This window comes from Bradyrhizobium prioriisuperbiae, from assembly GCF_032397745.1.
GTDB classification, from domain to species: Bacteria; Pseudomonadota; Alphaproteobacteria; order Rhizobiales; family Xanthobacteraceae; genus Bradyrhizobium_A; species Bradyrhizobium_A prioriisuperbiae.
The window spans coordinates 5,602,540-5,628,230 of record NZ_CP135921.1; the positions used below are offsets into that span (position 1 = coordinate 5,602,540).

Genomic DNA, 25,691 nt, shown 5'->3' on the forward strand with positions numbered 1-25,691 from the left:
GTCTGTGATGTTGATCGCGGTGGCTCTGCGCTGCGGTCCGGCTGTCGCCGAAGATCAATTCGCCGCGTCGCTCAAGCTGCGCGGCGGTTACGATACCAATCCGGAATTCTCCACCTACAGCGGAGTTGGCGGCAGCGCCTTCATCGGCACCGACACGGCGCTGGCAGCCGCGCGCAAGGAAGAGGGTTACAGCATCGGCATAGCGGCGGAAGCCAACACCACCAACTATGCCAATCGGCTGGTGACACCGGCGCTCGGGGCTAAGGTGATCCTGCGCGGCATGGTCGGCAATGACGATGCGAGCCTGAGTTCGACCTCGACCATCGCCAATGTCAGCACCTACAATTTGCGCCAGACCGACCTGGTCCAGTCGTTCAAGGCGGAAGCGAAGCTGGACTCGATTAAAGTGTTCGTCACCGCCGAGGGCGCGCAGTCCAGCCTGAATCAGACCAACGTGATCTTCCAGGATTTCCTGCCGGCGCCGCATCAGTATCTGCGGGGCACCATCATCCCGGGCATCGCGTATGTCAGGGACAAGTTCGAGATCGGGACATCGGTCAATCTGTCGGCGCGGCGTTATAACCCGGAGCTCGACGATTTCGGCTTCCGCCGCGACAACGAGCGGATCGAGCCGTTCGTGTTCGCGAAATACTCCAGCGACGAACTCTCCGCCTACGCATCGGTGTCGCAGCTGTTCGGCCAGTGGCATGACGTCGATTTCAGCAATGTCAGCCGCACCATGTTCGACGCCAATCTGACCTGGCGCCCGAAGCCGTTCACCGTCGAACTGTCGGGCACGCGCCGCGCCAACGAGACCACGTTCCCGATCTCGCCGATCACCATCGACACCGCGCTGGTGGCGAAGGCGTCATGGCAGGTGGCTGACACGTGGAAGGTCTCCGCCGCAGCCGGCTATTTCACGACGGAGTATCTGGATTCGCCGTTTGCCTCGCTGACCCGCACGGTCGCCGCAGGCCTGTCGAAGGATCTGCCGGACAATTACACGGTTGGGCTCGATCTGACCTATGCGAAGGGGACGCTGATTTCCGGCGACAAGGCCAGTGCGCTGATCATCACGTCGTCGCTGACCAAACGCTTCTCGCCGTTCGACACCAGTGCGAAGCCGACCGCGGTGGCGGAGCCGAAGATCACCAAGGGATAAGGGATCGCACAAAGCAGGACGGACGGGGAGCATCCCGTCCGTAACATCTGCGTTGTTTCTGAAGGGATTGGGATTAGTGGCAGCCGCAACCGCCGCCGCCGAGCAGGCCGCCCAGCAATCCTCCGCGGCCCAGCACCGCGCCGAGAACGCCACCCTTGCCGGTGACGACGCCGACATTGAGCGCGAGCCCGCCGCGTCCGCCGAGCAGACCGAGGACGCCGCCGTGGCCGGTCAGCACGCCGACATTCACTCCGAGACCGCGGGGGCCAGCGAAAGCCGGAGCGCTGATACCCACGAGGGTCGATGCGACAACGGCGAGAGCAAGAATCTTTTTCATGACGTTCTCCACTGTTTTGTTGAGCACGACGTCGTGCACGGGTGGAGCATTGATCTGAACAACTCGTCCAGCAATCGATACGCAAAACTAACCTTAAACCGAACTGGTATAAGGATAACGAGATCGCGTGGATTCTGCACAACGGTGTTGGGTGCTTACGTAGTCAAGCGGATAGCGGCCACAGCAATGACACGTCAGCGCCACGTGAGTCGCGGCACGATCACGCCTTGAAGCGATCCTTCCAGGCCGGCGGTTGCCCCGCAAACGGCAATGCGGTGGCTTCATAAACACCGCGCGCGATCGCCCGCGCCACCACATTGGCGGCGACCATGCCGAGTTCGGTGAGGCCAAACAGCGGATCGATGGTCTTCTGTCCGGTTGAGGCGGCGAACACCACGTCGCCGTCGAGCGGTGCGTGCACCGGATAAATGGCGCGGGCAAACCCGGTCTGCGCGATCATTGCCAGCCGTTTTGTTTGCGGCTTGGTGAGCTCGGCGTCGGTGACCACCGCTGCAAGCGTGGTGTTTTCCACCGCGGTGATCGCGGGGCCGCCCTTCAGCCTCATCGCCAGCATGTCCGCGGTGAAGGAGGACGGCAGGCCGCGGCCGCCGAACTCGCCATCGACTTCGAATGGCGCGGCCCAGAACCAGGGTCCGTCGCCCACCGTGACGGTGCCGGCTGCATTGACCACCGCCAGCGCAGCTACGGTGATGCCGTCCCGCGTTCGGGCCGAGGCCGAGCCTGTTCCGCCCTTCAGGGTGGCGGTGGTCGCGCCGAGCCCGGCGCCGACGCTGCCGAGCGGGACTTCGGTGGTCGCGGCCGCCGCCGCCGCATAGCCGAGATCGCGATAGGGCGCGAAGCGGCCCCAGCTTTTGTCGCCGCCATTGAGCAGGTCGAACACGATGGCGCCGGGCACGATCGGGATCACCGCTTCGCGCACCTTGAAGCCGCGGCCCTGTTCGGCAAGCCAGGCCTGCACGCCGCCGTCGGCATCGAGGCCGAACGCCGAGCCGCCGGAGAGCGCCAGCGCATCGATCCGCTCCACCGTATTGGCGAGGTCCAGCAGCGAGCCCTCGCGGGTGCCGGGTCCGCCACCCCGCACGTCGATCGCCGCGACCGCCGGGGCATCAAAGATGATGGCAGTGACGCCGGAGGCCAGCCGCTCATCGCCGGCATGGCCGACGCGCACGCCGGCAACGTCGGTGAGGGAGTTTTTCATGCGCGCCGCTCTCGAAACAGGGACCTGCAGGGATCGGAACATGAACGTATGGCCGGGGCAGCGTCAATGCGGCTGTCCGCATGATCACGTTGCGATCACAACGGCAGGAGCAGCAGCAGGAGAGGGGTTGCATCGGGGGGATACGCCGGTGCATCTAGCCTCATGATCACCGACGTCACCTTTCCCGCCGCCTTTCTCGCCGGCCTCATCAGCTTTCTCTCGCCATGCGTGCTGCCGCTGGTGCTGCCGTATCTGGTCTATTTGACCGGAGCGACCATCGAGCATGTCGCCAGCGAGGAGCGCCGCGCCTCCAAGCGCGCGGTGATGTTGTCGGCGCTGATGTTCGTGCTCGGCTTCTCCACGGTGTTCGTGGCGCTGGGCGCCAGCGCCAGCCTGATCGGCACGCTGATTCGCGCCTGGTCGGCCGAGCTGTCGATCGTGGCCGGCATCGTGATCATCATCATGGGGCTGCATTTTCTCGGCCTGACCCGGCTTGGCCTGCTGATGCGCGAGGGACGCCTGCCCATCCCCAGGCCGGTCGGGCTGTGGGGCGCCTATGTCATGGGGCTGGCCTTTGCGTTCGGCTGGACGCCGTGCATCGGCCCCATTTTGGCGGCGATCCTGTCGGTGGCGGCGTCTGCGGCCACGGTGACCAAGGGCGCGGTGCTGCTCGCGGTCTATTCCGCCGGGCTTGGCATTCCGTTCCTGCTCGCGGCGTTTGCAATCGAGCGGTTCTCGTCCGCCCTCGCGCGCATCAAGCGTCATCTCGCCGTGGTCGAGCGCGGGATGGGCGTGCTGCTTGTGCTGACGGGAATCGCATTCCTCACCGGTGCCGTCTCCAATGTCAGCATCTGGCTGCTGGAGACATTTCCCGGGCTGGCCAATTTCGGCTGAGCCGCCGCATTCTCGTGTGGCGAGATTTCTCAGTTGGGCTCGGCTCAATTGACTCAGATTTGAACAGCGATTGATCCTGGCGCGATTGTCCGCCCTTCGCGGACCCCGTAAGCTTCATTGCAGCGCGGCATCGGGGACCATGATGAAGGAAGGGCTCTACAAGATTGAATTCCACACCAGTCAGGGGCGGGGACGTGGCATCATCTATGCGACCGGCGGCAAGCTTCGTGGTGGAAATTCAGCCTTCGCCTTTGTCGGCAGCTATTCGGTCGACGGCGAGGAGATTTTGGCGCGGGTGACGACCACCCGGCACACCGAGGATCCGCAATTCAAGCCGCTGTTCGGCACCGATGTGGTGACCCTGGTGCTGCGCGGGGCGGCGAACGGCAATCTCATCGACTTCGAAGGCACCGCGCTGCAGCTTCCCAGCCTGCCGATCAAGATCGTATTCTCGCCGCTCAGTGATTAGGCCTTGATGGAATGTAGCCCGGATGAGCGAAGCGACATCCGGGAAGCAACATCCAAATTACCCGACGCGCAGGTTTTTGAATGGGCATCGGCCCCGGATATCGCTGCGCTCATCCGGGCGACAGATAAAACAAAAGCCCCGGCTCGATAAGAACCGGGGCTTTGTTTCGGCTTGCGTGCCGTTAATTACGATCCCTTGCCGGGATCGAGCTGGGTGTAATTGCCCTTGTCGTCGAACTTGTAGACGACGTAGTCGATCGCCTTGATGTCGCCCTTGGCGTCGAAGCCGAGCTTGCCGAGCACGGTTTCCCATTCGCCGGCCTTGATGGTCTCGGCCACTTTCTTCGGGTCGGTGGTGCCGGCCTTGGTGGCGGCCTGCGCCCACACCTGGATCGTGGCGTAGGTGTAGAGGGTATAGCCTTCCGGATCGATGCCCTTGGCCTTGAACTTCTCGACGATTGCTTTCGCGGTTAGCTTGTTGCGCGGGTCGGGGCCGAAGGTGAACAGCGTGCCGGCGCCGGCCGGACCGGTCACCGAGGAGAATTCCTTGTCATTGAGCGCGTCGCCGCCCATCAGCGTGGTCTGCATGCCCTGGTCGCGCATCTGGCGCACCAGGAGGCCGCTTTCCTGGTGATAGCCGCCGACATAGACCAGATCGATGTTGTCGCGCTTCAGCCGCGAGACGATGGCGGTGAAGTCCTTGTCGCCCTTGTTGTAGGATTCGAACAGTTTCTCCTGGATGCCGGCCTTGTTCAGCGCCTTCTTGGTTTCATCCGCGAGGCCTTTGCCGTAGGTCGACTTGTCGTTCAGAATGGCGATGTTCTTGCCCTTGAAGTTCTTGGCCAGGAACTCGGCGGCGATCAGGCCCTGCTGGTCGTCGCGTCCGCACAGCCGCATCACGTTCCACAGCTTGCGCTCGGTGAACAGCGGGTTGGTGGAGGCCGGCGTGATCTGCAGCACGTTGCCCTCGGCATAGGCTTCCGACGCCGGGATCGACGACGACGAGCAGAAATGCCCGGCCACGAACGGAATCTTCATTCCGGCATATTTTTCCGCCACCGACCGGGCCTGCTTGGGATCGCAGGAATCGTCGCCGACCTCGAGCTGCAGCTTTTTGCCGAGCACGCCACCGGCGGCATTGAGATCCGCCACCGCCAGTTCCGCGCCGTTCTTCATTTGCCGGCCGAAGGCGGATTCGCCGCCGGTCATCGGTCCCGCCACCGCGATGGTGGTGTCCTGCGCCAGGCTCGGTGTGATGGCTGCCGACGACAGCAGCAGGGACGCACCCAAGGTCAAACCCAGAAGCTTCAGAGATGTCATGTGCTGCTCCTCGCAAAGGACGCCGTCAAATGGCCTGCCAAATGAGAGGTATTGTTGACTGATTTGACAGCCGAGTCACCGCCATATTTTGGGCGAATCGGTGCCCGTCTCAGGACAATACGACGCAGCAAAAGGCCCCGGTTCTGGCAGAACCGGGGCCTTTGGTCCGTGGCCGCGAAGGTCTGCGGCAAGATATGCGAGACGGCGTCTTACGACTTGCTCGGGGCGAGCTCGGCGTAGTTGCCCTTGTCGTCGAACTTGTAGAGCACGTAGTCGATCGCCTTGATGTCGCCCTTGGCATCGAACGCCAGGGTGCCGAGCACGGTGTCCCAGCTGCCGGCCTTGATGGTTTCGGCCACCTTCTTCGGGTCGGTGGTGCCGGCCTTGGCGGCGGCCTGGGCCCACACCTGCACCGCAGCGTAGGTGTAGAGGGTGTAGCCTTCCGGATCGATGCCCTTGGCCTTGAAGCGGTCGACGATCGCCTTGGCGGTCGGCTTGTTACGCGGGTCCGGACCGAAGGTGAACAGCGTGCCGGCGCCGGCGGGGCCGGTCACCGAGGAGAACTCCTTGTCGTTGAGCGCGTCGCCGCCCATCAGGGTGGTCTGCAGCCCCTGGTCGCGCATCTGCCGTACCAGCAGGCCGGCTTCCTGATGGTAGCCGCCGACATACACCACATCGATGTTGTCGCGCTTCAGGCGGGATACGATCGCGGTAAAGTCGCGATCGCCCTTGGTGTAGGACTCGAACATCTTCTCCTGGACGCCGGCCTTGTTCAGCGCCTTCTTGGTCTCGTCCGCGAGGCCTTTGCCATAGGTCGACTTGTCATGAAGGATCGCGATGTTCTTGCCCTTGAAGGTCTTGGCCAGGAATTCGGCCGCAACCGCGCCCTGCTGATCGTCGCGCCCGCACACCCGCAGCACGTTCCAGAGTTTGCGCTCGGTGAACAGCGGATTGGTGGAGCCCGGCGTGATCTGCAGCACATTGCCTTCGGCATAGGCTTCGGATGCGGGGATCGACGACGACGAACAATAGTGCCCCGCGACGAACGGGATTTTCATGCCGGCGAGCTTTTCCGCCACCGAGCGCGCCTGCTTGGGATCGCAGGCGTCATCGCCGACTTCCAGCTTGAGCTTCTTGCCCAGCACGCCGCCGGCCGCATTGATGTCGGCGACCGCCAGCTCCGCGCCGTTCTGCATCTGCCGGCCGAACGCGGCTTCGCCGCCGGTGATCGAGGAGGCGACGGCGATGGTGATGTCTTGCGCGCGGCTCGGTGTCATGGCCGCAGCCGACAGCGCGATGGTCACGCCCAGCGTCAGGCCGACAAATTTCAGGGGTTTCATATGGGTGTCCTTGCAATGGACGTCGCGTACGCGACGCCGGAGATCGGCAGTATTGTTAGCCGACGCGCGACAAGTCACGAGCTTTTTTTGTCGAATTCAGGGCGTTTCGCTTGCGGGCGCGTCCTGTCTTGGCCGCCAGCTCAGCGGACCTCTCATTTGGTAGAGCCAGTAGTACTGTCGGACCATCTGTAGCGCGCGTGTGCGCCGGTAGGCGAGCAGCGCCACGGCGAACAGAATCGCCGTTTCCACCAGCAGCGTGGTCAGTGCGAACAGCGGCTCATCGAACAGGGCGAAGTGGATGAACCTGACCGCCAATCCCATCAGGATCGCGGCGCCCAGCACCATGGTCAGGGGACGCCATGTCAGCGCGATCGCCCGGCCGGCAAGCCATGCGCAGCCACAGCCCATGACGCCGGTGATGAAGAAAATATGAAGCAGCGAGGTGCTGGAATAGAGATCAGCCATGCGCCGTCCCCGTGTGCAAAACCGTCACCCGCATTTTGGGATCATGCGCCATGCCGGCCGCCTTCGAGATAGGCCGCGCGGATTTCCGGCCGCTGCAGCAGCTCGCGGCCTTCGCCGCTGAGCGTAATCAGGCCGTTGACCATGACATAGCCGCGGTGGGCGAGGCGCAGCGCGTGGTTGGCGTTTTGCTCGACGATCAGCACGGTCAGCCCGTCCTGCCGGTTGAGGGTGCGGATCGCGTCAAAAATCTGTCGCGTGATCAGCGGCGCAAGGCCGAGCGAGGGTTCGTCCAGCATCAGCAGGCGCGGCCGCATCATCAGCGCGCGGCCGATCGCCAGCATCTGCTGCTCGCCGCCGGACAGCGTGCCACCGCGCTGGGTCAGCCGCTCCTTCAGGCGCGGAAACAGTGTCAGCACTCGCTCCAGATCGGCATTGCGATCGCCGTCGCTGGCTTCGGCCGCATCGGCGCCCATCTGCAGGTTTTCCGCCACCGTCATGCGCGGAAAGATGCGGCGGCCTTCCGGCGACTGCGAGATGCGCAGCCGCGCGATGTGGTGGGTCGGCACATGGGTGATGTCCTGGCCGTCGAATTCGATGTGGCCTTCGCGCGCCCGCGGCCGGCCGAACACCGTCATCATCAACGTGGATTTTCCCGCGCCATTGGCGCCGATCAGCGCCACGATCTCGCCGGGCTTGACCTCGAGATCAACGCCCTTCAGCGCCACGATCTTGCCGTAGGCGGCGGTGAGGCCGCGGATCGCGAGCAGGGGAGCGGCCGCGCTCATGGCGCGCTCTCCATCACCGCGATGGCGTCTTCTTCCTCGGCGCCGAGATAGGCGGCAATCACCTTGGGGTCGTCGCGGATCTGGCGTGGCGTTCCGTCGGCGATCTTGACGCCGTGATCGAGCACCACGATGTGGTCGGAGATTTCCATCACCACGGCCATGTCGTGCTCGATCAGCAGCACCGAGGTGCCGTACTCCTTGCGGATCGACAGCAACAGTTCGCTGAGTGCATCGCCCTCGCGGGCGTTGAGGCCGGCGGCCGGCTCGTCCAGGCACAGCAGCGCCGGTTCGGTGCACATGGCGCGCGCGATTTCAAGGCGACGCTGGTCGCCATAGGGCAGATTGCCGGCGGCATCGTCGGCACGATCGATCAGACCGATGCGGTTGAGCCAGTGGCGCGCACGCTCGATGGCCTGGCGCTCCGCGGTGCGATAGACCGGGGCGCCGAACAGTCCGAGCACGGTCCAGCCGGAGGCGCGCATCAGCGGGTTGTGCTGGGCAACCATCAGGTTTTCCAGCAGCGTCATGCCGGCGAACAGGCGGATGTTCTGAAAGGTGCGCGCGACCTTGGCGAGCTTGGCGATGCGGAAATCGAACAGGCGCTCGAGCAGGAAGTCCTTGCCGTCGTCGTGGGTCAGGCGGATCATGCCGGTGGTCGGCTTGTAGAACCCGGTGATGCAGTTGAACACCGTGGTTTTGCCGGCGCCGTTCGGGCCGATCAGCGCGGTGATCTGGCCGCGCTTCGCCGAAAACGACAGGTCGCTGACGGCGCGGATGCCGCCGAAACGCATCGACAGATGGGTGACCTCGAGAATCGGAGTCACGTCAGGATTCGCTTGAAGATTTTCTTGCGCGCTCATCCGTGGCCTTCCTTGACCAGGTCGGCGGAAATCACCTGCCGCCGTTCGAGGAAGACCGAGGGTGCGCGATGGCCGATCAGGCCGCGCGGTCGCCAGATCATCAGGAGCACCATCGCAAGCCCGAACACCAGCATGCGATACTGGTCGAACCCACGAAACAGTTCGAAACCGCCGATCATGGCGACCGCGGCCAGCGCGACGCCAAGCTGCGAGCCCATGCCGCCGAGCACGACAATGGCAAGCACCAGCGCCGATTCCTGGAACGAGAACGATTCCGGACTGATGAAGCCCTGTCGGGTCGCGAAGAAGGCGCCGGCGAATCCGCCGAACATGGCGCCCAGCGCGAATGCAGTCAGCTTCGTGGTCGTGGTGTTGATGCCGAGCGCGCGGCAGGCAACCTCGTCCTCGCGCAGCGCCTCCCAGGCGCGGCCGATCGGCAGGCGCCGCAGCCGGATCGTGGCCCAGTTGGTGAGCAGCGCAAGCGCCAGGATCACATAGAAAAGAAACACCACGCGATGGGTCGGAGAGAACTCGATGCCGAGTTTGGCGGCGAGGCCGTCATCGCCTGCGGTCAGCGGAATGCCGAAGAAGCTCGGGCGCGGAATCCCGCTGATGCCGTTGGGGCCGCCGGTGACATCCTGCCAGTTCAGCAGCACCAGGCGGATGATTTCGCCGAACGCCAGCGTGACAATGGCGAGATAGTCGCCCTTCAGCCGCAGCACCGGGAAGCCGAGCAGGACGCCCCAGAATGAGGCGAGGATGCCGGCCAGCGGCAGGCAGACCCAGAACGACAGGCCGAACGTCGTCGCCAGCAGCGCATAGGAGTAGGCGCCGACGGCATAGAACGCGACATAACCAAGGTCGAGCAGCCCAGCGAGCCCGACCACGATGTTCAGGCCCCAGCCTAGCATCACGTAGGTCAGCACCAGGATCCCGAGATCGAGGATGTAGCGCTGATCGTAGAAAATCACCGGAACGAGGACGGCGAAGACCAGCAGCGCCGGCGCCAGAAAACGCTGCAGGCCGGTGAGTGCGCCGCGCGCCTCGTCGGGAATGAGGCGCGCCGTGTTGAGCGGACCGATCCAGCGGCGCAGCAGTTCGACGAGTATGCTGCCGGCGAATACCACGCCGACGATGGTTGCGAGCTCGCCGAACCGCGTCCAGTAGATCAGGGTTCCCGCCGGTCCCGCCTCGGTGCGGATGCCGATCATCAGAGAGAACAGCACCAGCGCGACCAGCGCGCTGAGGGCGGATTTTTTCAGGATGAAGGCGAACCCGTGATCCGGTCCGGCGGCGGCATGAGAGTGGGGAGCAGCCACGCAGTCTCTCTTTCAGACTTTTTCGACTTCGGGGCGGCCGAGCAGGCCGGTCGGAAGGAAAATCAGCACCACGATCAGGATCGAGAAGGCGGCGACGTCCTTGTACTGCGAGGAGAAGTAGGCGGCCCAGAACGTCTCGATCAGGCCGATGGCCAGCCCGCCCAGCATCGCACCCGGCAGCGAGCCGATGCCGCCCAGCACGGCGGCGGTGAACGCCTTGATGCCGGCGACGAAGCCCATGAAGAAATCCACCACGCCATAATAGAGCAGGTACATCAGGCCGGCGACCGAGGCGAGGGCGGCCCCGATCACGAAGGTCATCGAGATCGTGCGGTCGACGTCGACGCCGAGCAGCGCGGCCATGGTCTGGTCTTGTTCGCAGGCGCGCATGTCGCGGCCCAGACGCGTGCGCGCCACCAGCCATGAGAAGATCACCAGCAGCACCACGGTCGAGACCACGATGAAGATCTGGATGTTGGACAGCTGCACGGCGAAGCCGTCGTGATCGGACAGGGTATAGCCGCCGGTGATGATCGGCGCCACCGCCTTGATCCGCGCGCCCTGCGTCACCTGGGAAAAGTTGGTCAGCACGAACGACATGCCGATGGCGGAGAGCATCGGCGCGAGCCGGAACGAATGCCGCAGCGGTCGGTAGGCCAGCCGTTCCACGGTCCAGCCATAGAGCGCAGTGATCGCCATCGAGACCACCAGCACCAGCAACAGGATCACCGGCACCGCGGTGAGGCCGATTGAGACCAGGATCAGGAACGAGATCAGTGCAATGAAGCCGCCGATCATGAAAATATCGCCGTGGGCGAAATTGATCATGCCGACGATGCCGTAGACCATCGTGTAACCGATGGCGATCAGGCCATAAATGGAGCCGAGGGCGATGCCGTTGATGAGCTGTTGGGCGAAATAGTCCATAGGCTGCCGTTCTCGTGGTGGTTTGGAAGTTCCCATCAGCGGGTGGCGCGCCGCGTGGCTCCGGCAGCCGGAACGTTGCACCTTCCAGGAATTTTTAACAGTGGGAACCGGCAGCGGCAACAGCCCCCGATACCGCCGTAAATCGTTGTCCACGACTGACTTTTGTGTGGGGCCGCGAAGGGCAACCGTGTCCGGTTCCCGTTGCGTGCGCAAGAATCATCAAAATGCCGCGGCGGTGCCACGCCGGAACCGAAACGTTCGGCGCCCCGGCACGTTGGTCCGATGTTCAGAAAGGGAGATCCTGAATGTCCAATCCAAACCAGAACAATCAGCAGAACCAGACCCCCGGTCAAAAGCCCGGGCAGCAGCAGGGCGGTGGCCAGAAGCCGGGCCAGCAACAGCAGGATCCCGGCAAGCAGCAGGGCCAGAGCCATCGTCCGGATCAGAAGGATCCGGATCAGAAGGGCGAGCGCTGACGGCACCCCCGCAGATTCGGGGACGAGTTCAGTGACAAGGGAGATCCCGCCGCGAGGCGGGATTTTTCTTGCAGATTTTTTGGCAGAAACGGCCGCTTTGGGCTGATTTATTCACAGGGTTAAGGGACGTTAACCTTAATAAAGGGTTTAAATTGCTGGCGGCAATTGCCGCGGGTTAGCTCGGTCGATGATCGGATCGCGGCCTGTGCCCGCGCGATCGAAGGGCCGATAGCGATGATGAAGGACTGGAAGATCAGCACATTCAACGGCGTCCTGATCGCCTCGTACTTCATTCCGGCCTGGGCCATGCCGGCGCTGCGGATCGTGATGTCGCCGGTGAAAGGCTTGTTCTTTGAGCGGGCGAACATGGCGCCTGCGATGTTCGTCAGCGATCATCTCCAGTTCAGCGTCGTGGCCACCGTGCGGTTCGCGTGGCTGCTGGCGCTGGCGAAGCTGACGGTGGTTGCCTTCTTTGCCATGTTCCTGGTGTACGCGCTGCGAACGCCGACCCGCAGGCGCAATGCCGGCGACGAGGCATTCAGTATTGCCCTGAGCCTCGCGGCCGCGGTCAGCTTTGTCAGCATGCTGCTGGCATCGAAAGTCGGCGAGTTCGCCGCGCTGCGCCTGCATGCGACCGAAACGCTGCTGCTGCTGTCGATCGGCATCGTGATGCTGGTGGAGACGGCCAAACCTGCAGCCGAGCCTACACCCGAACGTGTGCGGGTGCCGGCCGAGACGTTTCCGCAGGCGCAGCCTTCGACGGCCTCGTAGCCCACTATGTCGCCGTGGCATCGAGGTGCGACGGCGCGGTGCCGGCTTCGATGTCCTGAAGCAGCTGCAGCAGTCGCGCGCCGCCTTCCAGCAGATCGTCCTTGATCGCCTGCTTCACGGCCTCGGGGTCGCCCGCCATCAGGCCGTCGATCACATTCAGATGCTGATGCCGCCCCGGGTAGGTCGGGGTCGCATGCGGGTAGAGCAGGTTGAACAGGGGCCCGTTGCGCAGCCAGATCGTTTCGATCATCTCCAGCAGTTCCGGCGCGTCGGCCGCCTTGTACAGCGTGTGGTGAAACTGCCAGTTCACCTGAACCGCTTCGCGCGAGTGTCCGCCGCGTTCCGCCGCCACCAGCGCCTGATGATACTTCTTCAGGCTGGCGATATCCGCCTTGGAGATCCGGGTGGTGGCGCGTTCGGCGGCGAGGCCTTCGAGCAAAATGCGGATGCTGCGCAGTTCCTCATACTGCGCAGCGCTGAGGCGCGCGACTTCGATGGAGCGGCTCGCCTGCATGCTGAGCACGCGCGCGCGCACCAGCTGCATCAAAGCCTCGCGGATCGGCGTCTCCGACACACCCATGGTGCTGGCGAGCTCGCGGATCTTGAAGCGATGGCCCGGACGGAAGCGTCCTTCCATCAGGGCCAGTCGTAGCTCCTGAAACACGCGGGCCGTCAGGTTGTCGCGGCCAACCAGGCCGATGACCTCATTCGACATCTCAGAGTGTCCTGCTTTCGATTCCGAATCTCGCTCGGTACGCCATCAATAGCCTGTTCGCACCGGGTGCGTCCGCAGGCCGTGCTGGCTTGCGGGACCAAGGCTCTTTGGCCTTCCTTTTGATATATCATATATCACGCTTGACAGAATGATATATCATATATTTAATTTGCTCAACGCGGACAGCCGGGCACGAGGAACAACCGATGGCGCCTCACGCGACACATAATTTGCTCTCCCAGGAGGAGGGCGCGCTGCGGGCGCGGGCCCTGCGGGTCATTCCCGGCGGCATGTGGGGCCACATGAATGTTGCGCGGTTGCCGGCCGGCTATCCGCAGTTTTTCCGCAACGCGCGCGGCTGCCGCCTGTGGGACGTGGCCGGCGCCGAATATGTCGACATGATGTGCGGCTATGGCCCGATCGTGCTGGGCTACGGCGATCCCGATGTGGAGGCGGCTGCCGCGGCGCAGCGTGACCGCGCCGACTTGATGACCGGGCCGTCCGAAGCCCTGGTCGAGCTCGCAGAGCTCGTGGTCGAGACCATCCCCCATGCCGATTGGGCGTTGTTCGCCAAGAACGGCACCGACGCGATGACCGCCTGCGTGACGATTGCGCGGGCCGGCACGCAGCGGCGCAAGGTGCTGGTGGCAAAAGGCTCCTATCACGGCGCGGCACCCTGGTGCACGCCGTCGCTGGCTGGCGTCACGGCGGAAGATCGCGCCCACATCGTGCACTATGAGTACAACGATATCGCGAGCCTGGAGCGCGCCGCCGACGAGGCGGGCAACGACCTTGCCGCTGTGCTGGTGACCGCGTTTCGCCATGATGTGAAGCGGCCGCAGGAGGCGCCCACGCTTGCCTTCGCCCAGGCGATGCGGCGGATCTGCGATGCGACCGGGGCGGCGTTGGTGCTCGACGATGTACGGGCGGGTTTCCGCATCAACATCGGCGGCAGCTGGGAGCCCTACGGCGTGCGTCCCGATCTCTGCGGCTGGAGCAAGGCGATCGCCAACGGCCATCCGTTGGCGGCGGTGACCGGCAACGATCGGTTTCGCGAGGCCGCCCAGCAGGTCTATGTCACCGGCTCGTTCTGGTGCGCGGCGGTGCCGATGGCGGCTGCCGTGGCCACCATCAGGAAACTGCGCGCGACCGACGCCATCGCCACCATGGAGGCGATGGGGCGGCGGCTGCGCGAGGGGTTGGAACAGCAGGCGCGCACGTATGATTTGCCGTTGCGACAAACAGGTCCGGTGCAGATGCCGCTGATCATGTTTGACGGCGATCCGGATTTCGCGCTGGGGCATCGCTTTGTGCTGGAGGCGCTGCAGCGCGGCGTCTATCTGCATCCCTGGCACAATATGTTTTTGTCCAGCGCCCATCAGGCCGCCGACATCGACCGTGTTCTTGAGGCCACCGACGGCGCCATGAAAGACATCAGCCGATCGTTCGACCGGCGCCAGCTCGCGAAGGCCGCTCCATGAGCGCCGCCCCGCATCGTACCGAGACGAGCGGGAACCCGCAGCCCGCCGAGCGCATTCACGACCTTGCCGCGTTGAAGACCATCGCGCGCGAACTGCGCCGCCAAGTGGTGCGCCTAGTGGCGCCGACCGGGCAGGGCTATGTGCAGCAGGGCCTCGGCGCGACCGACATCTTCACGTCGCTGTTCTTCTCGGAGCTGCGGCTCGACCCGGCCGATCCCGCCTGGCCCGATCGCGATCGTTTCCTGCTGTCGACTGCGCACAACACCGCGATTTTCTATGCCACCTTGGCGGCACGGGGCTGCATTCCCGCGTCGGCATTGGAGTCCTACTGCCGCGACGGCTCGCCGCTCGAGATCAACGCGTCCGAGCGGATGGGCCCGGTGGTGGAGGCGACCTGCGGCTCGCTGGGGCAAGGGCTCTCCGTCGCCGTCGGCATGGCGCTGGCCGGGCGCCGCCAGCGCCGTCCCTATCGCGTTCATGTGGTGCTCGGTGACGGCGAGATGCAGGAGGGGCAGGTGTGGGAGGCCGCGTTGGCCGCCGGCAGTCATCGGCTGTCCAATCTCTGTCTGCTGCTCGACTACAATCGGATGCAGGTCGGCGGCCATGTCGACAGCGTGGTGGACATGAACCCGGTTGCCGACAAGTGGGCGAGTTTCGGCTTTCGCGTCGACACCATCGACGGCAATGACATGGCGCAGCTGCTTGCGGCATTCGAGCGGGCGCGCCGCGATGACCAGAAACCCACCTGCATCATCGCCGAGACGCTGGTGGGCAAGGGTGCGCCCTCCCTCGAAGGCATTCTCGGACACAACATGCGTCTGCCGCCGGACCTTGCCGCCCGTGCGCTGGATGAATTGTCGGGAGAGGACGCATGACCGCAGGCCTCGCCAGCGCCGACCACAAGGTCGACGATTTCATCGCGCGCGGCGTGACTGCGCCGCTGCCGCGCTTCTATGGCGACGCTCTGGTCGCCGCCGCGCGACGCGATCCCCGTATTGTCTGCCTGTGCGCCGACCTGCCGGGGCCGACCGAGACCGACGCCTTCAAGCAGGAATTGCCGGAGCGCTATATCGAAGCCGGAATCGCCGAAGCCAACATGGTGGGCATGGCGGCCGGCATGGCGCGCTGTGGCGAGATTCCTTTCCTGCATTCGTTCTGCGTGTTCGTGACACGGCGGGCCTATGATCAGGTTGCCAACCAGATCGCCTATCCGGGACTGCCGGTGAAGCTGGTCGGCTTCCTGCCTGGCCTCACCACCATGCTCGGCGTCTCGCATCAGGCGATCGACGATATCGCGATGATGCGCGCGCTGCCCAACATGACCATCATCGAGCCATCGGGGCCCGAGCAGCTCGGCGCCGCCGTCGCCGCCGCGCTCGACGTGCCGGGGCCGGTGTATCTGCGGATGAAGCGGCCGGATGGCGCCATGGCGTCGCTGCAGGCACGCACCATCCAGCGCGGCCGCGGCGAGATCCTGCGCGAAGGCGCCGACGGCACGATCGTGGCCTGCGGGCTGATGGTATCAGCGGCACTGCAGGCCGCCGATCGGCTCGCGGTCCAGGGCAAGCAGGTGGGGGTGGTCAATATGCCGACCATCAAGCCGCTCGACACCGAACTCGTGATCGGTCTCGCCCGCCGCACCGGCGTCGTGGTTACGGCCGAAAACCATTCCATCATCGGGGGCCTCGGATCGGCGATCGCCGAGACGTTGCTCGAAGCCGCCATACCCGTCGGCTTCGCCCGGGTCGGCGTGCAGGACACCTTCGCCGAGGGTGGCACCACGCCGTATCTGCAAGGGAAATATGGACTGACGGCGGAAGCCATTGTTGACGGGTTCATCCGCGCCGCCGCAAAGCGGGCGTCCATGCAGGTGAACCACGATTGATGCACGCGCCCAACAGGAAGGCCGTTGTGATGACAAGTTCTTCGACCAGCCACTTTCTGAACAAGCTTCGTTCGATCGCCATCATGGGCCTGGCGATCTCCGTTCTCACCGCATTGGTGGCTCCGGTCGATGCCGCGGAACCCAAACGCGGCGGCAGTCTCGTTTACGCTTATCTCTCGGGGCCGGGCACGCTCGATCCTCATGTCGCGTCGAGCATCGTCGAACTCGAAGTGATTCATCACATCTTCGAGCCGCTGGTGGCGATCGACGGCAACTACAACGCCCGGCCGGTGCTCGCTTCGAAGGTCGACACCAGCGCCGATGCCAAGGTCTTCACTTTCACCCTGCGCAAGGGCGTCAAGTTCCACAACGGCAAGGAGATGACCTCGGCCGACGTGCTGGCGTCGTTCGAACGCTATCGCAAGGTCAGTCCCAATGCGTCCGTGCTGGCCGATGTCGAGAGTTTCGAGGCGCCCGATCCCCTGACGTTCGTTGTCCGCCTGAAATCGCCCAATGCCGTGTTCATCGACGTGTTGAAATCGCCGGTCTATCCGTTCGAAATCCTGCCGGCGGAGCAGAAGGACAAGGCGGCGCGCGAGATCGACATCATCGGCACCGGACCATTCACACTGGGCGAGTGGGTCAAGGACAGCCATCTCGTCATCAAGCGCTTCGATGGCTACGTGCCGGATGAAAGCGCGCCGGGGCCGGATGGCCTGGCCGGACGCCGCACCGTCTATCTCGACCAGGTTCGCTACAACTTCGTGCCCGAGGCCAATGCCCGCGTCGCCGCGCTGCAGACCGGCAATGCTGATGTGGTCGGTGATGTGCCCCGCGATCTCGCCAAGCGGTTCGACGGCCAGCCGAACATCACCACGCAAAAGATCTTTCCTTACTGCATGCAGGTGTTCGTGGTGAACAGCCAGGCGCCGCTGACCAACAATCCGCTGATCCGCCAGGCCATCGAAGCGGTGGTCAATGTCGAGGACATCCGCGGCGCCATGGGGCAGATCTCGCAGCCCGGCCACTCGCTGGTCTATGCGTCGAGCCCCTATTACCAAGGCGACGCCATGAAGCCGTATTACGACCAGCGCAATCCGGCCAAGGCCAAGGCCCTGCTGAAGCAGGCCGGCTACAATGGCGAGAAGATCGTGCTGCAGACCAACTCCAACTATCCGAACTTCCGCGACGCCATCCTGGTGCTGTCCGAACAGATGAAAGAAGCCGGCATGAACGTGGCCGTCGACATTGTCGACTGGACCACCAATGCCAGCAACATGCAGCGCGGCACCGGCGTCTGGAACGTCTCCACCACCGGCTACTGCTCCAATCCGCTGCTGGGGCCGCAGCAATGGAAGGTGATGTTCTACACGTTTCCGCAGGTGAAGAACGACCATGTGCTCGATGCGGCCTATGACGCGTTCTACACCTCGCTCGATCCCAAAAAGCGCGTTGCGGCCTGGGCTGACATCGAGAAGCGCGTGCTGGAGCAGGCCTACATGATCAAGATCGCCGACATGGGTACCATGCGCAGCTTCAATGCCGCCAAGGTGGAGAACTTTGAGCCCTATTATCTGGTCCATTTCTGGAATGTCTGGATGAAATAACGCCGCCGCCGGGATCTTTCCAAGCTTCGTATCAGGTCGCTCATGCTTCGCACGATCTCCGTCCGTCTTGTCCAGTCCATACCGGTGTTGCTGCTGGTCGCGGTGCTGTCCTTCATCCTGATGCATCTCTTGCCGGGCGATCCGGCGGTGGTGATCGCCGGCGCCGAGGCCACGCCCGCGGCGGTGGAGCGGATCCGCCACGAGCTCGGTCTCGATCTGCCGATCTGGCGGCAGTTGCTGTCGTGGTTCTTCAACCTTGCGCAGGGCAAGTTCGGCAGCTCGCTGGTGCTGAACCAGACCGTGCTGTCCGCGGTCGGGGAACGACTGCCGGTGACGCTGTCGCTGGCCGCGCTGTCGCTCGCTATCACCTTGCCGATTGGTGTCGCGCTCGGTGTGGTGGCGGCGTATTTCCGCGGCAGCTGGATCGATGCCGCCGTCATGATGGTCGCCCTGGTCGGGGTCTCGGTGCCGAGCTTCTGGATTGCCATCCTGTCGGTCATCCTGTTCAGCGTCACGCTGGGATGGGTGCCTTCCGCAGGTTATGCGCCATTGCTGGCCGCGGGGCCCGGCCCGTGGTTCGGTTCGCTGATCCAGCCGGCGATGGTGCTGAGCCTGTTCCAGATCGGCTTCCTGGCGCGGATGACGCGCTCGGCGATGCTCGACGTGCTGGACCAGGATTTCATCCGTACCGCGCGGGCCAAGGGCGTCAGCGAATGGCGCACGGTCGGCAAGCACGGCTTCCGCAATGCGCTGGTCGCGGTGGTGACCGTGAGCGGCATCATCCTGAGCCTGCTGATCGGTGGCTCGGTGATTGTCGAGCAGGTGTTTGCGCTGCCCGGTATCGGGCGGCTGGTGGTGCAGGGGATTCTCGCCCGCGACTATCCGCTGATCCAGGGCACCATGCTGCTGTTCGGCTTCGCCTTCGTGCTGATCAATGTCGGCGTCGATATCATCTACACCCTGGTCGATCCGCGGGTGCGTTATGACTGACGCGGCGCTCGCAGCACCCGCAGTTCAGGTCCTGGCGGAGCGCCGCCGTTTTCGCGTGCTGCGCAAACTCGCGGCGCATCGCTCCTTCAAGATCGGGCTGGTGCTCGTCACGGTCCTGGTGCTGTGCGCCATCATCGGCCCCTGGCTCACCGGCATCGATCCCACGGCGATGAGCATTCGTTTCCGCTTCAAGCCGCCGTCGATGCGGTTTCCGTTCGGCACCGATCAGTATGGGCGTGACATCCTCACCCGTGTGCTCCATGGCGGGCGGCTGTCGCTGTCGATCGGGTTTTCGGTGGCGCTGATCTCCGGCGTGTTCGGCGCCCTGATCGGTGTCACGGCCGGATATTTCCGCGCACTCGATTCCTACGTGATGCGCCTGATGGATGCGCTGATGGCGTTCCCGGCGATCCTGCTCGCCATCGGCATTGGGGCCGCGCTGGGCGCCCAGGCCAGCAGCATCGTGGTGGCGCTGGCGGTGGCCTATGTGCCGCGCACCGCGCGCATCGTGCGCGCTTCGGTGCTGGTCATTCGCGAGATGGAATACCTGCAGGCGGCGCGGGTCAGCGGCGCCGGCGACCTGCACATCATCGTCAAGCACGTGCTGCCCAATTGCCTGGGTCCGCTGATCGTGCAGCTCACCTTCATTTTCGCCTACGCCATTCTTGCGGAGGCGGCGCTGAGTTTCCTCGGCATCGGTCCGCCGCCGCCGGCGCCGAGCTGGGGCAATATCATCGCGGAGGGGCGTGACTATTCGGTCGAGGCCTGGTGGGTGATGCTGTTTCCGGGGCTCGCGGTCAGCATTGCCGCGCTCGGCATGAACCTGCTCGGCGACGGCCTGCGCGACGTGCTCGACCCGCGCCTGAAGATCGAGAGCTGACATGACGCAGCAACCCCTTCTCAGTGTCGAGAACCTCACGGTCCAGTTCCGCGGCGACGCCGGCTGGGTGACCGCGATCGAAGGCGTGGACTTTGCGATCGGCGCGGGTGAATGCCTCGGCGTCGTCGGCGAATCCGGCAGCGGCAAGAGCGTCAGTGCGCTATCGATCCTGAAGCTGCATGGCCGTGCTAACACCCGTTACGCTTCTGGAGCGGTGCGTTTTGGCGGGCGCGATCTGCTGCGGCTGCCGAACCGCGATCTGCGCCGGGTGCGGGGCGGGGAGATCGCCATGATTTTCCAGGACCCGATGTCCTCGCTCAATCCGGTCTTGACCATCGCCGACCAGATCATGGAACCGCTGCGCCAGCACCAGGGGCTCTCGGCGCGTGACGCCCGCCGCAAGGCGATTGAGCTACTGGACATGGTGCGGATCTCCGATGCCGCCCGCCGTGTCGACGATTATCCGCATCGTCTGTCCGGCGGCATGCGCCAGCGGGTCATGATCGCCATTGCGGTGGCGTGCCGGCCCAAGCTGTTGATCGCCGACGAGCCGACCACCGCACTCGACGTCACCATCCAGTCCCAGATCCTCCAGCTGTTGCGCGAGCTGCAGCGCGAGATCGGCATGTCGGTGATCCTGATCACCCACGATCTCGGCGTGGTCGCCGAATTTGCCCAGCGGGTGGTCGTGATGTATGCGGGCCGCGTGGTCGAAACCGCGCCGGTCGGCGCGCTGTTCGAGCGCCCGATGCATCCCTACACCGATGGCCTGATCAAGGCCGTGCCCAGCCTCGATGAAGACGTGCACCGGCTGGCCACCATTCCCGGCAATATTCCCGATCCGTCGGCGGAGATCGCCGGATGCCGGTTCAACCCGCGTTGCAGCGAAGCGCAGATGTCCTGTCGCGTCGAGGCGCCGGCGCTGATCGATGCCGGTGCCGGGCATTTCGCCCGCTGTCCGCCACGCATAACCGCCGGAGGGATCGCATGAGTCGGCCTCCGATTGTCGCGGTGCGTGACCTGGTGAAGACCTTCAGCAGCCGCGGTGCCCAGTTGCGTGCGGTCGACGGCGTCAGCTTCGATGTGCGGGCGGGCGAGACGCTTGGCCTTGTCGGCGAATCCGGGTCAGGAAAATCCACCACCGGGCGGATCCTGGTGGGGCTGGAAACGGCGACCAGCGGGTCGATCAATCTGTTCGGCCAGGACGTCGTGGCAACCGGTGCCAAGGCCGCGCTCGGCGCGGTACGCCGGCGTCTGCAGTTCGTGTTCCAGGACCCGCAGAATTCGCTCAATCCGCGCATGCGCGCGCAGGATGCGATCGCCGAACCGCTTGACGTCGCCGGCGGATTCTCGCGCACCGCGCGCAACGATCGGGTGCGTGAACTCCTGGAGATGGTCGGCCTGCCGCGCTCCTGCGGCGATCGTTTTCCCCACGAGTTTTCAGGCGGCCAGCGCCAGCGCATCGGCATCGCGCGTGCGCTGGCGATGCGGCCGGAGTTCGTGATCTGCGACGAACCGGTGTCCTCCCTCGACGTGTCGATGCAGGCGCAGATCGTCAACCTCTTGCTCGACCTGCAGGAGCGGCTTGGGCTGAGTTACCTGTTCATCGCCCATGATCTCGCCGTGGTGCGCAGCATCTCAGCACGGGTAGCGGTGATGTATGCGGGCGGCCTGGTCGAGATCGCGCCCAAGCGTGAGCTCTATACCGCGCCCAGACATCCTTATACCCAGGCGCTGCTCGCGGCGGTGCCGCGCGTGGTCCCGAATAAAGCCCGCGCGGCCGTCGTCAGCGGCGAGTTGCCGAGCCTGATCGACACCGTGCCGGGCTGTGTGTTTCATCCGCGCTGTCCGCTGGCGTTCGATCGTTGCCGCATCGAGAAGCCGAAGTTGCGCGAGATCGCGCCCGGGCATCGCGCCGCCTGCCATCTTCACGATACCCCCGCCTGACCCCCGCTTTGCTCATTTGATGGAGTTTCTGAGATGACCGATCGCGACCTTCTGTTCATGCCGGCCACCACAGCCGCCGACCTCATCCGCAAGCGCGCGCTGTCGCCGGTCGAATATGTCGACGCGGTGCTCGGCGCCATCGAACGGACCCAGCCGACGCTGAATGCGTTTTCGGTGGTGACGGCGGAGGATGCACGCAACAAGGCGCGCGCCGCCGAGCAGGCGGTGATGGCGGGCAAGGAGTTGGGACCGCTGCACGGCATTCCCATGAACATCAAGGACCTGTTCGTCACCAAGGGCGTTCGCACCTCCTTTGGATCGGCTGTCTACGCCGACAATATTCCCACCACCGATGACGATGTGCTGGTGACGCGGCTCAACGCGGCCGGCGGCATCATGGTGGGCAAGTCCACCACGCCGGAGTTTGGTCACAAGGGCCACACTGATGGTCCGAGTTTCGGCATCACTCGCAACCCGTGGAACACGGAACGCACCGCGGGCGGATCGAGTGGCGGGGCCGCGGCCGCGGCCGCCGCCGGGCTCGGGCCGCTGGGCCTCGGCACCGACGGCGCCGGATCGATCCGCATTCCCGCCAGCGCCTGCGGCGTGGTCGGTCTGAAGCCGACCACAGGCTTGGTGCCCTACGAGCAGGCGCCGGACATTTTCTACAATTACGCCGCCGCCGGTCCGCTGACCCGCACTGTCGCCGATTGCGCGCTGATGATGGACGCACTGGTGGGGCCGTCGGTGCTCGATCCATGGTCGCTCAAGGCGCCGGCGGTGTTGCCGCCGAGCACGATCACCGAAAATTTGTCGGGGATACGGATCGGATATCTGCCTGCGCTCACCGCCTGCAGCCCGGATGTCACCGCCAACACCCAGGCGTCGCTCGCCGTGCTGGCATCGCTTGGCGCCGAGGTCGACGAGGTGGGGGCCGGTATGGAGTGGAATGCGCAGTCCGCCCGGCTGATTTACCTGACCAACCTCCACGTCAACTTCAGCGGCTATGTCGAAAAATGGCGCAGCCGCATGGATCCGGTGCTGCTGCAGTGGATGGAGGCCGGCAGCCGCACCACGGTCGACGATTATCGCAAGGCGCAGATCGCCCGTACGCAGTTGTATCGCGGGGTGCAGAAGCTTTTGGAGCGCTATGACTTCCTGGTGTCGCCCACCTTGCCCACCACCGCGATCCCGGCGGAGGCCGGCCGCACCGTCGATGCGCTGTTCAATCGGGGATGGAATGCGTTCGTCTATCCCTTCAACCACACCGGCAATCCCGCGCTCTCGGTGCCGTCCGGTTTCGGCGCCGACGGTTTGCCGACCGGCCTGCAGATCGTCGGCCGCTGGTGGGGGGACAATGACGTGATGGGCCTCGGTGCCGTGTTCGAGCAGGCGCGGCCCTGGGCCGATCGACATCCGCCGGTGTGAGATAGTGTGAGCGTTCAAAGATAACAACAACGGGAGACCAACCGTGGCCACAGAAGCTCGATCCTGCCTGCCTCAAACAAGCGGCACCGTGACGCTGCGCGGTCTTGTAGACCGCGTCGACGTTCATCGCGACGCCTGGGGCATTCCGCATGTCCGCGCGAAGGGAACTGCTGACGTCTTCTTCGCCCAGGGCTTTGTCCATGCCCAGGATCGTCTCTGGCAGATGGATGCCGCGCGCCGGCGCATGCTCGGTCGCTGGGCGGAGTGGGAAGGGCCCGCGGGCGTGGGGGCAGACAAGCTTGCACGGCAGCTCGATGTCGCCGGCGCTTCACGGCGTGACTTTGCAGGTCTCGGCGCTGAGGCGCGCGCGATGCTTGAAGCCTATGCCGCGGGCGTCAACGCCTATCTCGCGCAGGGTACGCCGCTGCCGGTCGAGTACGGCCTGGTCGGCGGGGCGCCCGAGCTCTGGGAGCCCTGGCACTGCATCGCGGTGATGCGTCAGCGCGGTTATCTGATGGGTTCGGTCTGGTTCAAGCTGTGGCGTGCGGCGGCGCTGCGCACCATTGGTCCCGAGCAGGTCGCGAAGCTGCGCTACGACGACGGCGGCGAGGATCTGCTCGGTGCGTCTCCCAGCGCCGAGGCCAAACGATGGATCGCCACGCTGCAAGACCTTGCGCCTGCGATTGATGCGCTGACGGCGCTGGCCGGGCCTGAGGCGACCGACGGCGGAAGCAACAACTGGGCGGTGGCGCCGTCGCGCACCGCGACCGGGCGTCCCTTGCTTGCGGGTGACCCGCATCGCGCCTTCGAACTGCCGAGCATGTATTCGCAGTGCCACCTGGCCTGTGACGCGTTCGATGCCATCGGTTTCTCTGTGCCGGGCGTGCCGGCATTTCCGCACTTCGCCCACAACGGCCATGTGGCGTTCTGTGTCACCCATGCCTTCGTCGACATCCATGATGTGTTTGTCGACAAGTTCAGCCCGGATGCGTCGCAATACCTGTTCAAGGGAAAATGGCAGGACACCGCCATCCGGCGCGAGCGGATCAAGGTGCGCGATGCAGCGGACGTCGATCTCGACGTCGTCACCACCCACCATGGCCCGGTGATCACAGGCGATCCGCGCAAGGGCGCAGCGCTGACCCTGCGCTCGGTACAGTTCGCCGAGCTCGATCGCTCCTTCGATTGCCTGCAGCCGATGCTGCGCGCCAAAGGCGTCGATGCGCTCTATGAAGCCACGCGGGGCTGGGGCTTGATCGATCACAATCTGGTTTCCGCCGACACCAGCGGACGCATCGGCAATCTGGTGCGCGCCATCGTGCCGCGGCGTCCGCGTCTCAATGGCTGGCTGCCGGTGCCGGGCTGGACCGGCGACTATGAGTGGCAGGGCGACATTCCCTGGGAGGACATGCCGCGTGCGTTCGATCCGCCCAGCGGTTTCCTGGTCACCGCCAACAACCGCGTGGCCGCCGACGATCCGGAAAACTATCTCTGCACCGACTGCCATCCGCCTTATCGCGCGCGGCGCATCGCCGAGCGGTTGGCCGGGCTTCCGGCCGCGACCGTGGAGGACATGGCCGGCATCCATGCCGACACCGTCAGCCTGACGGCGCGCGAATTCATCGCGCGGCTGGGGCGGCTGTTAACGGTCGAGGGACCCGCTGCGGCGTTGCGCGACCTCATCATCGGCTGGGACGCGCAGATGTCGGCGGATTCAAAGCCGGCCGCGGCGTACGCCCGCACGCGGCTGGAACTCGCCCGCATCGTGCTCAAGCGCTCCGGCCTTGGCGATGTCAGCCGCGATCCTGTCGCGCAGGTCGCGCCCGGCATCGTGCCGCTCAATCAGGTCTGGTGGGCGCTGCCGTCGCTGCTGCGCAACGACGATACCTCCTTGCTCGGCGGCTGGGACTGGGACCGCGCCCTGGCGACCGCGCTGGAGCGTGCCGCCAAGCTCGATCACGGCGAGACGTGGTCGCAACTGCATCATGCGCGGATGGTGCATCCGCTGGCGGCGTCGTTTCCGCAGGCGGCCGCTCAACTGGAGCCCGCGGGCCTTGCTGTCGGCGGCGACAACGACACCGTGATGGCCAATGGCTGTTATTGGACCACGGGACTGTCAGCGACCTACGGCGCGGTCGGTCGTTATGTGTTCGATGTCGGCCGCTGGGAGAATTCAAGGTGGGCGGTGTTCCACGGCGCATCGGGACATCCCGCAAGCCCGCATTATGCGGATCAGCATCCGCTGTGGGCATCGGCGAAGATGGTGCCGATGCTCTATGACTGGAGTGTGATTGCCAAAGAGGGCGACAGGTTGGTGCTGCAGCCTGCGTGATTTGAGAGCTGAGTTTCGGAAGGAGCGAGAGGCTAACTCAGACTGTCATCGCCCGGCCGGGCGATCCAGTACGCCGCAGCATA

The 25,691-nt window shown here is 64.7% G+C and carries 25 protein-coding genes; 15 read left to right on the forward strand and 10 right to left on the reverse strand.

Annotated elements, in window-relative coordinates:
• The first annotated feature begins 7 nt into the window (after nucleotides 1-7).
• Nucleotides 8-1,162 (forward strand): outer membrane beta-barrel protein, encoded by a 1,155-nt coding sequence (locus tag RS897_RS26435; protein WP_315838751.1) that lies wholly within the window; start codon nucleotides 8-10, stop codon nucleotides 1,160-1,162.
• A gap of 73 nt (nucleotides 1,163-1,235) precedes the next feature.
• On the opposite strand, the gene RS897_RS26440 is transcribed toward RS897_RS26435, so the two are convergent.
• Together RS897_RS26440 and RS897_RS26445 are read right to left on the reverse strand one after the other, a co-directional pair.
• Nucleotides 1,236-1,499, reverse strand: coding sequence for a hypothetical protein (locus tag RS897_RS26440; RefSeq protein ID WP_315831666.1), 264 nt, complete (start codon nucleotides 1,497-1,499; stop codon nucleotides 1,236-1,238).
• Between the two features lie 220 nt (nucleotides 1,500-1,719).
• Nucleotides 1,720-2,718 (reverse strand): P1 family peptidase, encoded by a 999-nt coding sequence (locus RS897_RS26445; RefSeq protein ID WP_315831667.1) that lies wholly within the window; start codon nucleotides 2,716-2,718, stop codon nucleotides 1,720-1,722.
• Between the two features lie 162 nt (nucleotides 2,719-2,880).
• Here RS897_RS26445 and RS897_RS26450 point away from each other — a divergent pair, with 162 nt between their 5' ends.
• Together RS897_RS26450 and RS897_RS26455 are read left to right on the forward strand one after the other, a co-directional pair.
• On the forward strand, nucleotides 2,881-3,612 hold the full coding sequence (locus RS897_RS26450; protein ID WP_315831668.1) for a cytochrome c biogenesis CcdA family protein: 732 nt from the start codon (nucleotides 2,881-2,883) through the stop codon (nucleotides 3,610-3,612).
• Nucleotides 3,613-3,751: 139 nt separating this feature from the next.
• Nucleotides 3,752-4,081 (forward strand): GrlR family regulatory protein, encoded by a 330-nt coding sequence (locus RS897_RS26455; RefSeq protein WP_315831669.1) that lies wholly within the window; start codon nucleotides 3,752-3,754, stop codon nucleotides 4,079-4,081.
• A 185-nt stretch (nucleotides 4,082-4,266) separates the two neighbouring features.
• Here RS897_RS26455 and RS897_RS26460 read toward each other — a convergent pair whose 3' ends face one another.
• The 7 genes from RS897_RS26460 to RS897_RS26490 all read right to left on the reverse strand — a co-directional run bounded on the left by RS897_RS26460 (nucleotide 4,267) and on the right by RS897_RS26490 (nucleotide 11,096).
• Nucleotides 4,267-5,400, reverse strand: a complete 1,134-nt coding sequence (locus tag RS897_RS26460; protein WP_315831670.1) for a branched-chain amino acid ABC transporter substrate-binding protein — start codon at nucleotides 5,398-5,400, stop codon at nucleotides 4,267-4,269.
• Between the two features lie 209 nt (nucleotides 5,401-5,609).
• Nucleotides 5,610-6,740: a branched-chain amino acid ABC transporter substrate-binding protein gene (locus tag RS897_RS26465; RefSeq protein WP_315831671.1), complete on the reverse strand. Its 1,131-nt coding sequence runs from the start codon at nucleotides 6,738-6,740 to the stop codon at nucleotides 5,610-5,612.
• A 96-nt stretch (nucleotides 6,741-6,836) separates the two neighbouring features.
• Nucleotides 6,837-7,205 (reverse strand): DUF6867 family protein, encoded by a 369-nt coding sequence (locus RS897_RS26470; protein WP_315831672.1) that lies wholly within the window; start codon nucleotides 7,203-7,205, stop codon nucleotides 6,837-6,839.
• Between the two features lie 41 nt (nucleotides 7,206-7,246).
• Nucleotides 7,247-7,990: an ABC transporter ATP-binding protein gene (locus tag RS897_RS26475; RefSeq protein WP_315831673.1), complete on the reverse strand. Its 744-nt coding sequence runs from the start codon at nucleotides 7,988-7,990 to the stop codon at nucleotides 7,247-7,249.
• Nucleotides 7,987-8,850, reverse strand: a complete 864-nt coding sequence (locus RS897_RS26480) for an ABC transporter ATP-binding protein (protein WP_407654305.1) — start codon at nucleotides 8,848-8,850, stop codon at nucleotides 7,987-7,989. Before RS897_RS26480 ends, RS897_RS26475 begins: the two co-directional genes overlap by 4 nt.
• A complete protein-coding gene (gene livM / locus RS897_RS26485) occupies nucleotides 8,847-10,169 on the reverse strand; it encodes a high-affinity branched-chain amino acid ABC transporter permease LivM (RefSeq protein ID WP_315831674.1) in 1,323 nt (440 codons plus the stop codon). The genes RS897_RS26480 and livM overlap by 4 nt, the downstream gene beginning before the upstream one ends.
• Before the next feature lie 12 nt (nucleotides 10,170-10,181).
• Nucleotides 10,182-11,096 carry an ABC transporter permease subunit gene (locus RS897_RS26490; RefSeq protein ID WP_315831675.1) on the reverse strand — a complete coding sequence of 305 codons (915 nt, stop codon included), beginning with the start codon at nucleotides 11,094-11,096 and terminating at the stop codon, nucleotides 10,182-10,184.
• A 305-nt stretch (nucleotides 11,097-11,401) separates the two neighbouring features.
• Here RS897_RS26490 and RS897_RS26495 point away from each other — a divergent pair, with 305 nt between their 5' ends.
• Nucleotides 11,402-11,572: a hypothetical protein gene (locus RS897_RS26495; RefSeq protein WP_315831676.1), complete on the forward strand. Its 171-nt coding sequence runs from the start codon at nucleotides 11,402-11,404 to the stop codon at nucleotides 11,570-11,572.
• Between the two features lie 237 nt (nucleotides 11,573-11,809).
• On the forward strand, nucleotides 11,810-12,343 hold the full coding sequence (locus RS897_RS26500; RefSeq protein WP_315831677.1) for a hypothetical protein: 534 nt from the start codon (nucleotides 11,810-11,812) through the stop codon (nucleotides 12,341-12,343).
• A gap of 4 nt (nucleotides 12,344-12,347) precedes the next feature.
• Here RS897_RS26500 and RS897_RS26505 read toward each other — a convergent pair whose 3' ends face one another.
• The gene (locus RS897_RS26505) at nucleotides 12,348-13,058 is read right to left on the reverse strand and encodes a GntR family transcriptional regulator (RefSeq protein WP_315831678.1); all 711 of its coding nucleotides are present in this window, start codon (nucleotides 13,056-13,058) and stop codon (nucleotides 12,348-12,350) included.
• A gap of 206 nt (nucleotides 13,059-13,264) precedes the next feature.
• Between RS897_RS26505 and RS897_RS26510 the strand changes: the two genes are divergently transcribed.
• From RS897_RS26510 to RS897_RS26555, 10 genes are all read left to right on the forward strand, one after another.
• A complete protein-coding gene (locus tag RS897_RS26510) occupies nucleotides 13,265-14,539 on the forward strand; it encodes an aminotransferase class III-fold pyridoxal phosphate-dependent enzyme (protein ID WP_315831679.1) in 1,275 nt (424 codons plus the stop codon).
• Nucleotides 14,536-15,414: a transketolase gene (locus RS897_RS26515; RefSeq protein ID WP_315831680.1), complete on the forward strand. Its 879-nt coding sequence runs from the start codon at nucleotides 14,536-14,538 to the stop codon at nucleotides 15,412-15,414. The genes RS897_RS26510 and RS897_RS26515 overlap by 4 nt, the downstream gene beginning before the upstream one ends.
• On the forward strand, nucleotides 15,411-16,424 hold the full coding sequence (locus RS897_RS26520) for a transketolase family protein (protein WP_315831681.1): 1,014 nt from the start codon (nucleotides 15,411-15,413) through the stop codon (nucleotides 16,422-16,424). Before RS897_RS26515 ends, RS897_RS26520 begins: the two co-directional genes overlap by 4 nt.
• Nucleotides 16,425-16,507: 83 nt before the next feature.
• On the forward strand, nucleotides 16,508-18,031 hold the full coding sequence (locus RS897_RS26525) for an ABC transporter substrate-binding protein (RefSeq protein ID WP_407654569.1): 1,524 nt from the start codon (nucleotides 16,508-16,510) through the stop codon (nucleotides 18,029-18,031).
• 42 nt (nucleotides 18,032-18,073) lie between these two features.
• Nucleotides 18,074-19,021 (forward strand): ABC transporter permease, encoded by a 948-nt coding sequence (locus tag RS897_RS26530; RefSeq protein WP_315831683.1) that lies wholly within the window; start codon nucleotides 18,074-18,076, stop codon nucleotides 19,019-19,021.
• A complete protein-coding gene (locus RS897_RS26535; protein WP_315831684.1) occupies nucleotides 19,014-19,901 on the forward strand; it encodes an ABC transporter permease in 888 nt (295 codons plus the stop codon). The genes RS897_RS26530 and RS897_RS26535 overlap by 8 nt, the downstream gene beginning before the upstream one ends.
• A gap of 1 nt (nucleotide 19,902) precedes the next feature.
• Complete coding sequence (locus tag RS897_RS26540; RefSeq protein ID WP_315831685.1) at nucleotides 19,903-20,892, forward strand: ABC transporter ATP-binding protein; 990 nt, start codon at nucleotides 19,903-19,905, stop codon at nucleotides 20,890-20,892.
• Entirely contained in the window at nucleotides 20,889-21,848 is a 960-nt protein-coding gene (locus RS897_RS26545; protein ID WP_315831686.1) for an ABC transporter ATP-binding protein, read from the forward strand. Before RS897_RS26540 ends, RS897_RS26545 begins: the two co-directional genes overlap by 4 nt.
• Before the next feature lie 33 nt (nucleotides 21,849-21,881).
• Complete coding sequence (locus tag RS897_RS26550; protein ID WP_315831687.1) at nucleotides 21,882-23,276, forward strand: amidase; 1,395 nt, start codon at nucleotides 21,882-21,884, stop codon at nucleotides 23,274-23,276.
• A gap of 43 nt (nucleotides 23,277-23,319) precedes the next feature.
• Entirely contained in the window at nucleotides 23,320-25,608 is a 2,289-nt protein-coding gene (locus RS897_RS26555; protein WP_315831688.1) for a penicillin acylase family protein, read from the forward strand.
• Nucleotides 25,609-25,691: the final 83 nt, after the last annotated feature.

Excerpts from the sequence above, each read along its gene's own strand:
- RS897_RS26435 (WP_315838751.1), top strand. The coding sequence starts at position 8 with ATGTTGATCGCGGTGGCTCTGCGCTGCGGTCCGGCTGTCGCCGAAGAT.
- RS897_RS26440 (WP_315831666.1), bottom strand. The coding sequence starts at position 1,499 with ATGAAAAAGATTCTTGCTCTCGCCGTTGTCGCATCGACCCTCGTGGGT.
- RS897_RS26445 (WP_315831667.1), bottom strand. The coding sequence starts at position 2,718 with ATGAAAAACTCCCTCACCGACGTTGCCGGCGTGCGCGTCGGCCATGCC.
- RS897_RS26450 (WP_315831668.1), top strand. The coding sequence starts at position 2,881 with ATGATCACCGACGTCACCTTTCCCGCCGCCTTTCTCGCCGGCCTCATC.
- RS897_RS26455 (WP_315831669.1), top strand. The coding sequence starts at position 3,752 with ATGATGAAGGAAGGGCTCTACAAGATTGAATTCCACACCAGTCAGGGG.
- RS897_RS26460 (WP_315831670.1), bottom strand. The coding sequence starts at position 5,400 with ATGACATCTCTGAAGCTTCTGGGTTTGACCTTGGGTGCGTCCCTGCTG.
- RS897_RS26465 (WP_315831671.1), bottom strand. The coding sequence starts at position 6,740 with ATGAAACCCCTGAAATTTGTCGGCCTGACGCTGGGCGTGACCATCGCG.
- RS897_RS26470 (WP_315831672.1), bottom strand. The coding sequence starts at position 7,205 with ATGGCTGATCTCTATTCCAGCACCTCGCTGCTTCATATTTTCTTCATC.
- RS897_RS26475 (WP_315831673.1), bottom strand. The coding sequence starts at position 7,990 with ATGAGCGCGGCCGCTCCCCTGCTCGCGATCCGCGGCCTCACCGCCGCC.
- RS897_RS26480 (WP_407654305.1), bottom strand. The coding sequence starts at position 8,850 with ATGAGCGCGCAAGAAAATCTTCAAGCGAATCCTGACGTGACTCCGATT.
- RS897_RS26490 (WP_315831675.1), bottom strand. The coding sequence starts at position 11,096 with ATGGACTATTTCGCCCAACAGCTCATCAACGGCATCGCCCTCGGCTCC.
- RS897_RS26495 (WP_315831676.1), top strand. The coding sequence starts at position 11,402 with ATGTCCAATCCAAACCAGAACAATCAGCAGAACCAGACCCCCGGTCAA.
- RS897_RS26500 (WP_315831677.1), top strand. The coding sequence starts at position 11,810 with ATGAAGGACTGGAAGATCAGCACATTCAACGGCGTCCTGATCGCCTCG.
- RS897_RS26505 (WP_315831678.1), bottom strand. The coding sequence starts at position 13,058 with ATGTCGAATGAGGTCATCGGCCTGGTTGGCCGCGACAACCTGACGGCC.
- RS897_RS26510 (WP_315831679.1), top strand. The coding sequence starts at position 13,265 with ATGGCGCCTCACGCGACACATAATTTGCTCTCCCAGGAGGAGGGCGCG.
- RS897_RS26515 (WP_315831680.1), top strand. The coding sequence starts at position 14,536 with ATGAGCGCCGCCCCGCATCGTACCGAGACGAGCGGGAACCCGCAGCCC.
- RS897_RS26520 (WP_315831681.1), top strand. The coding sequence starts at position 15,411 with ATGACCGCAGGCCTCGCCAGCGCCGACCACAAGGTCGACGATTTCATC.
- RS897_RS26525 (WP_407654569.1), top strand. The coding sequence starts at position 16,508 with ATGGGCCTGGCGATCTCCGTTCTCACCGCATTGGTGGCTCCGGTCGAT.
- RS897_RS26530 (WP_315831683.1), top strand. The coding sequence starts at position 18,074 with ATGCTTCGCACGATCTCCGTCCGTCTTGTCCAGTCCATACCGGTGTTG.
- RS897_RS26535 (WP_315831684.1), top strand. The coding sequence starts at position 19,014 with ATGACTGACGCGGCGCTCGCAGCACCCGCAGTTCAGGTCCTGGCGGAG.
- RS897_RS26540 (WP_315831685.1), top strand. The coding sequence starts at position 19,903 with ATGACGCAGCAACCCCTTCTCAGTGTCGAGAACCTCACGGTCCAGTTC.
- RS897_RS26545 (WP_315831686.1), top strand. The coding sequence starts at position 20,889 with ATGAGTCGGCCTCCGATTGTCGCGGTGCGTGACCTGGTGAAGACCTTC.
- RS897_RS26550 (WP_315831687.1), top strand. The coding sequence starts at position 21,882 with ATGACCGATCGCGACCTTCTGTTCATGCCGGCCACCACAGCCGCCGAC.